This is a genomic window from Photobacterium lucens, assembly GCF_009873615.1.
Taxonomy (GTDB): domain Bacteria; phylum Pseudomonadota; class Gammaproteobacteria; order Enterobacterales; family Vibrionaceae; genus Photobacterium; species Photobacterium lucens.
In genome coordinates, this window is record NZ_SSMG01000289.1 from 1 (window position 1) to 8522 (window position 8522).

Annotated in this window: 9 protein-coding genes; 5 read left to right on the plus strand and 4 right to left on the minus strand. The window is 41.6% G+C overall.

Annotation, left to right across the window (positions count from 1 at the left end; genetic code table 11):
• From E5A76_RS12585 to gspS2, 4 genes are all read left to right on the plus strand, one after another.
• A partial coding sequence (locus E5A76_RS12585; RefSeq protein ID WP_161119138.1) for a septation protein A occupies positions 1–438 on the plus strand: 438 nt, incomplete at its 5' end.
• A gap of 14 nt (positions 439–452) precedes the next feature.
• Positions 453–851 carry an acyl-CoA thioester hydrolase YciA gene (yciA, locus tag E5A76_RS12590; RefSeq protein ID WP_053988368.1) on the plus strand — a complete coding sequence of 133 codons (399 nt, stop codon included), beginning with the start codon at positions 453–455 and terminating at the stop codon, positions 849–851.
• A 430-nt stretch (positions 852–1281) separates the two neighbouring features.
• Positions 1282–1581, plus strand: coding sequence for a YciI family protein (locus E5A76_RS12595; RefSeq protein ID WP_053988369.1), 300 nt, complete (start codon positions 1282–1284; stop codon positions 1579–1581).
• A gap of 22 nt (positions 1582–1603) precedes the next feature.
• On the plus strand, positions 1604–2005 hold the full coding sequence (gspS2, locus tag E5A76_RS12600; RefSeq protein WP_053988370.1) for a type II secretion system pilot lipoprotein GspS-beta: 402 nt from the start codon (positions 1604–1606) through the stop codon (positions 2003–2005).
• Positions 2006–2089: 84 nt separating this feature from the next.
• Here the strand turns inward: gspS2 and sbmA are convergent, their stop codons facing one another.
• From sbmA to E5A76_RS12615, 3 genes are all read right to left on the minus strand, one after another.
• On the minus strand, positions 2090–3100 hold the full coding sequence (sbmA, locus tag E5A76_RS12605; RefSeq protein WP_161119139.1) for a peptide antibiotic transporter SbmA: 1011 nt from the start codon (positions 3098–3100) through the stop codon (positions 2090–2092).
• Between the two features lie 279 nt (positions 3101–3379).
• Entirely contained in the window at positions 3380–4318 is a 939-nt protein-coding gene (locus E5A76_RS12610; RefSeq protein WP_161119140.1) for a class I SAM-dependent methyltransferase, read from the minus strand.
• 513 nt (positions 4319–4831) lie between these two features.
• Positions 4832–5521, minus strand: a complete 690-nt coding sequence (locus E5A76_RS12615; protein ID WP_161119141.1) for a TIGR01621 family pseudouridine synthase — start codon at positions 5519–5521, stop codon at positions 4832–4834.
• A 284-nt stretch (positions 5522–5805) separates the two neighbouring features.
• Between E5A76_RS12615 and cls the strand changes: the two genes are divergently transcribed.
• Positions 5806–7257: a cardiolipin synthase gene (gene cls / locus E5A76_RS12620; protein WP_053988374.1), complete on the plus strand. Its 1452-nt coding sequence runs from the start codon at positions 5806–5808 to the stop codon at positions 7255–7257.
• Between the two features lie 84 nt (positions 7258–7341).
• Here the strand turns inward: cls and yiaY are convergent, their stop codons facing one another.
• Positions 7342–8490, minus strand: coding sequence for an L-threonine dehydrogenase (gene yiaY / locus E5A76_RS12625; RefSeq protein ID WP_053988375.1), 1149 nt, complete (start codon positions 8488–8490; stop codon positions 7342–7344).
• Between the last annotated feature and the right edge of the window lie 32 nt (positions 8491–8522).

An 8522-nucleotide genomic window follows, 5' to 3' on the forward strand; every position in this document is an offset into this window, starting at 1 on the left:
GTACAAATTGTAGTGACATGGTTCATCTACAAAAAAGTCGAAAAAATGCAGTTAGTGACCTTTGTGTTAGTAGCAATTTTTGGTGGTTTAACTATTTTTCTACACGATGAAAACTTCATCAAATGGAAAGTCACCATCATCTATGCCATCTTTGCTTTAGCACTTTTAATTAGCCAATTTATGGGTAAGCCATTAATTAAAAGCATGCTGGGTAAAGAAATCAGTTTACCTGAAGCTGTGTGGTTACGAATTAACCTTGCATGGAGTGTGTTTTTTGTTGTCTGTGCTGTAGTAAACGTCTATATTGCATTCAATTTCCCGCTCGATATCTGGGTAGATTTTAAGGTATTTGGGTTGCTTGCATTAACCCTGCTCTTTACCTTCTTAACGGGTGGCTATATTTATCGCCACTTACCGAAAAGTGACAATAACCAGTAAAAAGTTGTAGAACCATGAACACTGAAAATAATATCCCACGCGGACAGCTTCTGCTTCGCACGCTTGCCATGCCAGCCGACACCAACGCCAACGGTGATATCTTTGGTGGTTGGATCATGTCACAACTCGATTTGGCTGGTGCTATCTTAGCGAAAGAAATCTCAGGCGGTCGTGTTGTGACCGTATCTGTTGATAAAATTGAATTTAAAGCCCCTGTTAGTGTTGGTGATGTAGTGTGCTGCTATGGTGAATGTAAACGCATCGGTAATACATCAATGAGTGTCGCACTGGAAGTATGGGTTAAGCCTGTTAGTGTTGAAGCTGTTGGCGATCGTTATCGTGTGTGTGAAGCAACCTTTAACTACGTCGCTATTAATAGCGAAGGTCGCCCTCGCCCTATCGTAAAAGCCTAGTTGTTCACGTCATTTTTTTGCCAACAAGTACAACATTAGCCGACAAAAAAGCACTAACGCCTAGTTAGTGCTTTTTTTATTGGTTACTATGGGGAAATAGAATATACCCAAGCGACTTCAAGATGCCTGATTCAGAGCGAAGTCACTGAGTTGAATTCAAGGAAGACAACGAAGCGGAATAGCGAGCTCTTTCCAAGTTGTCTGACGCAAGAAGTCGGCTCAGTGACACGCTCCCAAAGGGCGAGCGCCCTTAGCTCTCAGACTTTGTTAACGATTCTCAATGTAGAACCACTATATCTTCGAATCGTTGCCGCGCCTGAGAACTAAGGTCGTCTCGCTGAACACGGCATCTTGAGGTTGCTTGGGTATAACAAAATAGATAGCAGATATTTATTGCTATCACCTCTGTACTTTATTAGGGAGAACAATAATGTGGTACGTCATTTTTTCTCAAGACGTAGAAAATAGCCTAGAGCGTCGTATGAGTGTGCGTGAAAAGCACCTTGCGCGTTTAAAAGAGCTTCAAGAGCAAGGCCGTCTATTAGTTGCAGGTCCAATGCCAGCAATCGATAGTGACAACCCTGGCGAAGCAGGCTTTACTGGTTCAACAGTTATCGCTGAATTTGACTCTTTAGAGCAAGCACAACAATGGGCTGATGCCGATCCTTATATTGATGCAGGCGTTTACGCAAATGTCATCGTGAAGCCATTTAAAAAAGTGCTTCCATAATTAGCAGCTTAAGGACTAGATCGTGAAATTATCCATCAATAAAGCGCTAATTACAGCATCTCTAGGTGTATTACTATTAAGTGGCTGTGCTTCGCACGAAAAGCAACAAGTTGCAGAATCTCTAGCACAAAGCCGTGCAGCAGCCATTGATAGCAAAGCACCTTATCCTAAAATCGATGCTTACCAAATCACTCAGGCTTATGCTTCTGGTAGTACGGTAAAAATCAATGTGATTTACGGTGGTAAAAGTGCAATTACACCATCACGTGCAGCAAAAACAGCAGCAGCCAACTACTGTCGTAACCCAGAAATCATTCCACTATTTGATAATGGCGTGAACTATCAAATCACCATAAAAGACATCAGTGGCCGTACAATGGCACAGCAAGTTATTTCTAAAGACTTCTGTTCATCAATTAAATAAGCCACAGTTGTAGTAAGAATAAAGCCCACGTAAATACACTATTTACATGGGCTTTTTTGATCTTATTTGCATTCAATAAAACGCTTAAATCTGTTCATCCGCTGCTACATCTTCAGCCGTAATCGCTTCATTGATTTGCACTTCAAACGCTTTCAATCGTTTATAAATCGACATCAATTCAACAATCGTACTCCACGAATGCACCAAGAACTGAAATGATTCTTCTACCTTACCAAAAGCACGTAAGATCTGTTGTAACACCCCTAATGTTAATGCTCCCGATACAATCGCAGGCCCCAGTGCGATATAAGGCACAATCACCGTGTACTGAATATATGACCATTTCGCGATATCAAAATATAAGTAATGACGATAAAGATTGAAATAATTCTTACGCACATTAAAGAACAGCTCACCAACCGTTTCAGGCTGGGCACGATTATTTTGATCTTCACCAAACACTAGCTCTTTACGATATGCCGCTTCTACTTTTTGGTTTTTAAATTCCAGCCCGGGTAATTTCACGCCTACGATGGCAAGCAATACGGTACCAAATAATGCCGAGATAATAGCAAGGTAAACTAAAGAACGATCAACTTCGCCAATCCAAGGTAATTCAGTAATATTTTCACTCAATACCCACAAGATAGGTAAGAAAGCAAACAAGGTCATCAGTGAGCGCATAAAGCTCACTCCTAGCCCTTCCACAATACGTGCGAAACGCATGGTATCTTCTTGTACGCGTTGAGATGCACCTTCAATATGATGAATTTTATCCCAGTGCGACATGTAGTAATCATTCATTGCGGTTCGCCAGCGGAAAACATAATGTCGAACGAAGAAATCAAGCATCACTGCAATAATGATGTAGATAGAAACAATGTTGAAAAAATCGATACAGCTAGATAGAAACTCTTCAAATGTCACGGCATTAGGTTTAGCAAGTGCTTTCTGAATCAAATCATAGAAAGTACCAAACCACTCATTCACCTCAACGTCTATCTGCACCTTATACCAAGTCACATACAGAATTAAGGCACTACCGAGGATCGACCATAAGAACCAACGGCGATCGAGAAAAAAAGACTTAAACATAATTACACATCCCTTAATGTATGTTCGCTATTCGGTTAACCTAAACCAGCTAACTCGCTTCCCTACGTTTTTATTTTTGTCCTGTCTTTTCAGTATTTGTCAGTCGCTACAAAATTGCAACATTCGTCTTAATTATGAAGAGGTTAGTAACGTTGAATATATGGTAATGTGATAATTTACCCATTTTTATCACTAAGAAATCATAAATTAGATACAAAAAATCCCTTACATTAAAAACATAAGGGATAAGAAAGTTGTTGCATCAATGTTTAGTTTCAATTACTTGCGCTGAAACACTAAAGCTTTTAAACCACCCTCTGGTTCAACATCTTTAAACTCAGGTGGATTCTCTAAACGCTTTTCAAATACTAGCTCTGGCGCTTCTGCTGCCATACCTTCAATTAAAAAGTCAGAAGTAATACTAGGATCATTAACACACGCTAACACAGTGCCGTTTTCCGTTAGTAATTCAGGCAGACGACGTAAGATTTTTTGATAATCTTTGGTTAACGCAAAGCTACCTTTTTGGAACGATGGCGGGTCGATAATGATCAGATCATACGGGCCGTATTTACGCACTTTGCCCCATGATTTAAATAGCTCATGGCCTAAGAAACTCACTTTCTTTAAATCATGCTTATTTAAATGGTGATTATCACGACCACGGTTGAGTGCCGCTTTCGCCATATCAAGGTTCACCACGTGCTCTGCACCACCAGCAATGGCCGCGACAGAAAAACCACATGTGTAAGCAAATAAGTTAAGCACACGCTTACCTTCAGCTTGCTCACGAACCCAATCGCGACCAAAACGCATATCAAGGAATAAGCCGTTATTTTGCTTACGTCCAAGATCCAACTTGTACACTAAGCCACTTTCAATCACATCTTGGTATTCAGAGGTTTCACCCCAGATCACGTCCATAGGTGAACCAAGACGATCACGATGTTGAAGCAATAACGATCTCGCACCACTGTGTTGCCATTCTGCAGTTTCAGTCAGCTTATTCAGCAAAGTAGTAAGTTCAGCTAAGAACTCAGCTGAAGGCTCTTTAAATAAAGAAACAAGTACTTGACCTTGCAACCAATCAACCGTGATTTGCTCTAGCCCTTGCCAGCAGCGTCCACGACCATGAAATAGTCGACGCACTTCTGTTGGTGGTGTAGACAATGCAGCGACGAGGTGCGCTTCTAAAGTGGGTAATGCACTTATTTCCATAACTTCAAACTATATAGTGAATTAAGAGCGCTATTTTAACCACTGACAATAAGAATGCCAGTTTCAGCGCAAGTATTGTTTATGCTGCGAGTAACAAAGCGCATGGCATTGGCGTCGAGGACGTTTCACTATTAATAAAAGAAGGTATAAACGCTGGATAATTACAGTAAATAAGAGCAGGTGATACAAGAAAAGGAGAAGCGTGAGCGGCAGGATGCGCTGGGAAATAAAGAGAAGAATGGGAACGATCAATAGAATGAAAGAATTGCTGAGCCCGATAACGACAATGACGTTGCTGTCGTTTATTGTTGATTTGCTTTCTACGGTTTCGTGTGCGGGCAATACGCATGGTCTTTCTCTGTGCTAGGTTGATCCTAGGCGGTCATTATACGTTAACCCTACTCAGAGTGATAGTGATCAGATAAATATGCAGTTTAATCGCTCGTGATTTCCACAGTTGCTACTCGATTTAACAAAGCGAAAAGCAAACTGCGGAAAATCACCACACAGACGCTATGACTTTTTATGAGGCAAAACAGGCCAAGCTAATTGCCACGGCTGCTGCCACTCAGTTAATGCTTGTTGCGTTTCTGCCACTTGCCATAGTTCGCCTTCAGTTGGCGGGCAAATAAAACGTTGCGTTTCACCTTTATAAGGAAATGACAAGGCATAAGCATGTAAATAACCACGATCAGCCGCTTCTGTACCGTAAATATCATCGCCAGTAATACCTGAACCGACACTACGCAAAGCAACGCGAATTTGATGGGTTTTTCCCGTATGTGGCTTACACAAAAAGACGCGACGCCCCTCTCCTGCCGCAGCAGAGAAAAACTGCGTTACCGCAGGGTTCTCTTTGGTGCTTTCTAACTTCCAGCTGCTACGGCGTGAACGTGACATATCACCAATCACCACACCTTGTTTTTTCTTCGGCTTTTTCGTACCAATCGCAACATAAAACTTTTCGACCACACGTTCAGCAAAATTAGAAGATAAAATCGAAGCCGCTTCTTTATTGCGTCCTAACAACAATAACCCTGATGTCATCTTGTCGAGGCGATGGATCAGATACAGCTTTTCATCTCCTGTTTGCTCAGCAACAGCGGCAAGTAACGGCTGATCATTATCATCTTTATGGACACTGATCCCAGGATGTTTATTGATCACAAGAAAATCAGGATGCTGGTAAACAAGAGTAAACATGGAATTTCCTACTGAAAATGAGCGGGCGAGTATAACTAGCTCAGCAAAAAAGAAAAAGTCGTGCTAAAAATAAACGCACATATCAGAGTTCTTATAGTAGATGTTATCCCTATCGTATTTCACTTAGAGAAAACACGAAAGGTACAAAAAATGCATGATTTAAAACATATAAAAACTGATTTTTCACGCATTTTGAGCTAATAGATAAACTGCATACTAGGATTTTCTGATATTTCAATGCACTATATGTCGATAACGTATTTTTTAAACAACGAAGTCTTTTGATGGAACAATTTTATCAAGTCTTAACGTGGATTGGCGTCTTCGCTTATTGGCTCCTGATTGCAGCAGTCACAGTCCGTGTCGTTTTTAAACGTCGAGTTGTGGGTGTTTCACTCGCTTGGATGATGATCATTTACATCGTACCTATCGGTGGGGTCATCGCATATCTATTATTTGGTGAATTAAACCTTGGCAAAAAACGCGCTGAACGTGCTCGTGAAATGTTCTTGCCTTTTGGAAACTGGTTTAAGCAACTCAATGATTGTCCGGGGCATCAACCCCAACAAATGACTCTGGTAGCCAAACCAATCAGTGATTTATGTGAAAATCGCTTAGGCATTCCCGGGTTAATAGGCAATGATCTATCGCTACAATCATCACCTCAAGAAATTTTACGTTCACTGATCGCTGATATTAACCAAGCACAACACTCTATCCATCTTGAATTTTATATTTGGAACCCGGGTGGTCTGGCGGATGAAGTGGGTGTCGCACTCATCCAAGCCTGTAAACGTGGGGTAAAAGTACGTTTATTATTAGATTCTGCTGGCAGTATGCGTTTCTTCCAATCGCATTGGCCTAAACTGATGCGTGGTGCAGGTATTGAATTGGTTGAAGCCTTAGCCGTTTCACCATTTCGTATGTTCTTCCGTCGCCTTGATCTGCGCCTACACCGTAAAATTGTCGTAATTGATGACCACATCGCTTACACAGGTTCAATGAACTTGGTCGATCCTGCATTCTTTAAAATCGATGCAGGTGTTGGCCAATGGGTTGATGTAATGGTACGCATTTCTGGCCCAACAGTATCGGTATTAAATTGTATTCAAGCGTGGGATTGGGAAGTAGAAACAGGGCAACGTTTCTTACCACCTTTACCGTCGTGCGCTATTGATACAGCCCATAAAGACACGGTACAAGTGATCCCGTCAGGTCCCGGCATGCCGGATGATATTATCCATCAAGTGTTACTGCTGAGTATTTACCAAGCGCAACGCTCAGTGGTGATCACTACGCCTTACTTTGTCCCAAGTGAGCATTTATTACATGCAATGAAAGGAGCGGCAGAGCGTGGCGTTGAAGTACATGTTGTGATCCCACGTAAGAATGACTCTGTGATGGTGGAATGGGCAAGCCGTTCATTCTTTAGTGATCTATTAGAATCAGGCGTGCATATTCATCGCTTCCATGGCGGTTTATTACACACCAAATCGGTAGTGATTGATGAAAGCCACTGCTTAATTGGTACGGTGAATTTGGACATGCGTAGCTTGTGGCTCAACTTTGAAGTGACTATGGCTGTCGATAATATTGTCTTTACCCAAGAGCTAAGCCAACTACAGCAAAGCTACATTGCTGATTCAGATGAAGTAGATAAAGAACAATGGAGTAAACGTTCGATGAAGAACAAGCTCGTTGAACGCTTCTTTTATATGTTTAGTCCCCTATTGTAAGTTGCTCTTAATTAAGCAATAAACAACGAGTAATAAAAAAGGCAATCATCTGATTGCCTTTTTACTATCTCATTACGTTAGCAATTACATTGCAGCCATAAAGATCTGTGAAATTTCTTCATGCGTTGCTTGTTTAGGGTTAGTGAAACCACAAGCATCTTTCAGCGCATTATCAGCCAATAACGCCACATCCTCTTCCTTCACACCAAGCTCTTTTAGGCCAGATGGAATACCCACATCTTTAGATAGCGCCACAATAGCTTTAAGTGCAGCGTCTGCACCCTGCTCTGCAGTCATGTTTTCCACATTAACGCCCATCGCTTTTGCAACATCACGTAAGCGCTCCGCTGATACCTGTGCGTTGTAGCGTTGAACATGCGGCAGTAATACAGCATTACATACACCATGAGGAAGGTTGTAGTAGCCGCCTAACTGGTGCGCCATCGCATGTACATAACCGAGTGATGCGTTGTTAAATGCCATACCCGCCATGAACTGCGCATACGCCATTTGCTCACGAGCATTAAGGTTTTGACCTTCTTTCACTGCGGTACGTAGGTTTTGTTGAATTAACTCAATCGCTTTAATTGCAACCGCATCTGTGATTGGTGTTGCCGCAATTGAAACATACGCTTCAATAGCGTGAGTTAACGCATCCATACCTGTTGCTGCAGTCAGTGATGACGGTTTTGCCAACATTAATTGTGGATCATTGACAGACATTAATGGCGTGGTGTTCTTATCTACAATCGCCATCTTAATATGACGCTCTTCATCCGTAATAATACAGAAGCGAGTCATTTCAGAAGCAGTACCTGCTGTAGTGTTAATAGCAACCACAGGTAACTGTGCTTTTGCTGAGCGATCAACACCTTCGTAGTCACCAATTTGACCACCGTTTGCCGCTAATAACGCAACACCTTTCGCGCAGTCATGTGGTGAACCACCGCCTAACGAAATTACAAAATCACATTGGTTTTCTTTTAATAACGCTAAGCCTTCATCCACATTTTTAATGGTTGGGTTTGGTTGAGTACCATCATAAACCACAGAATCAATATCACGCTCAGTTAGCAATACAGCCACTTGAGTCACAACACCAATCTGGTTCAATACTTTATCGGTAACAATTAATGCTTTTTTAAAACCGTGAGATTTAATTGCGTCTGCTGCTTGTGTAAGACAACCAGCACCCATGAAGTTAACTGTAGGAATATAGAATGCACTACTCATAATACTCACCTTAATATCAAGAAAATAATTAC

Excerpts from the sequence above, each read along its gene's own strand:
- yciA (WP_053988368.1), top strand. The coding sequence starts at position 453 with ATGAACACTGAAAATAATATCCCACGCGGACAGCTTCTGCTTCGCACG.
- E5A76_RS12595 (WP_053988369.1), top strand. The coding sequence starts at position 1,282 with ATGTGGTACGTCATTTTTTCTCAAGACGTAGAAAATAGCCTAGAGCGT.
- sbmA (WP_161119139.1), bottom strand. The coding sequence starts at position 3,100 with ATGTTTAAGTCTTTTTTTCTCGATCGCCGTTGGTTCTTATGGTCGATC.
- E5A76_RS12610 (WP_161119140.1), bottom strand. The coding sequence starts at position 4,318 with ATGGAAATAAGTGCATTACCCACTTTAGAAGCGCACCTCGTCGCTGCA.
- E5A76_RS12615 (WP_161119141.1), bottom strand. The coding sequence starts at position 5,521 with ATGTTTACTCTTGTTTACCAGCATCCTGATTTTCTTGTGATCAATAAA.
- cls (WP_053988374.1), top strand. The coding sequence starts at position 5,806 with ATGGAACAATTTTATCAAGTCTTAACGTGGATTGGCGTCTTCGCTTAT.
- yiaY (WP_053988375.1), bottom strand. The coding sequence starts at position 8,490 with ATGAGTAGTGCATTCTATATTCCTACAGTTAACTTCATGGGTGCTGGT.